The sequence below is a fragment of the Actinosynnema sp. NPDC023658 genome, assembly GCF_040639995.1.
Classification (GTDB): domain Bacteria; phylum Actinomycetota; class Actinomycetes; order Mycobacteriales; family Pseudonocardiaceae; genus Actinosynnema.
Genome location: NZ_JBFAAX010001511.1, coordinates 1 through 1,025, shown reverse-complemented (window position 1 = coordinate 1,025; position 1,025 = coordinate 1). Strand labels below are relative to the sequence as shown.

Annotated in this window: 1 protein-coding gene; it reads right to left on the bottom strand. The window is 77.5% G+C overall.

Features of this window, described 5'->3' with window-relative positions; translation table 11 throughout:
* On the bottom strand, positions 1–1,025 hold a 1,025-nt coding region (locus AB0G02_RS42175; protein ID WP_360806788.1), incomplete at both ends, for a hypothetical protein.

The window sequence follows — 1,025 nt, the reverse complement described above, 5'->3', positions numbered from 1 at the left end:
CTGATCGTGCGGAAATCGCCGTCGACCAGGCGCGCGTGGCCGGGCACGTGGCCCAGCAGGCCGCCCAAGTGCTCCAGGTCGAACTCCCCGACCAGCGTGGACCCGTCCGCCAGCGGCACCTCGGCGAAGATCACCGGCACGCGGCCCGCCTGGTTCTGCTGGCGCAGGCCCGCCGCGGTGGCCGGGGGTTCACCGATGCGCAGCGGCGGGCGGCCGACCGGGTCGCCGGCCCGGCCGGAGCGGTCCACCACGTAGACGCTGCGGTAGCGGGTCTGGTCGGTCATCGCCTGCTCGAGCGCCGGCCGCAGGGCATCCGGCGAGGCCGCGCCGGCGGCGAGGGCGGACAGGTCCGCCAGTCCGTCGTTCATGCTGCGGCGCAGGGCGTCGGTGGCCTTGGCGGTCTGGGCGCGGACACCGGCGACGACGCCGGCGGGGATGTCGACGTCGACCGGGCCGAAGGCCACGAGCACCCCGGCGGACCAGCAGAAGATCGAGAGGGCGAGCACCCCGCAGGTGGCGCGGGCGGTGACCCGGCGGCCGGTGACCGGCTCGACGTCGCCGCCGTCGGTCAGCCGGTTGCGGCAGAGGGTGGCCGCGGCGACGACGTGCGCCACCTCGGCGGTCCGGGCGGGGCGGGGGGTGGTGTCCAGGTTTCCGGAGGCCAGCGAGAGCAGGTCGGCGCGGGCGGCGAGGACGGGGCCGGTGACGACGCGGCGCACGACCACGAACCCGACGACGGCCAACAGCGCCAGGAGCGCGGTGGGGATGTTCCCCGAGGTGCCGGCGGAGCCGCTGTGCAGCGGGCCGACAGCGACCGCGACCACGGCCAGGTCCAGGCCGTCGGGGCTGCTCGACGGCGTGATCCGCGCGTGGGCGTAGGTGCGCTGGACGTGGTCGGCGGGCGGGCCGAGCAGCACGCCGGGACCGGTGGCGGTGGCTCCGGCGGCGTCCGCGACGAGCCGCTCGACGTCGGGGGCGCGGCCCTGTGCCAGCGGGCCGGTCGCGGCGACGACCCTGCCGGACAG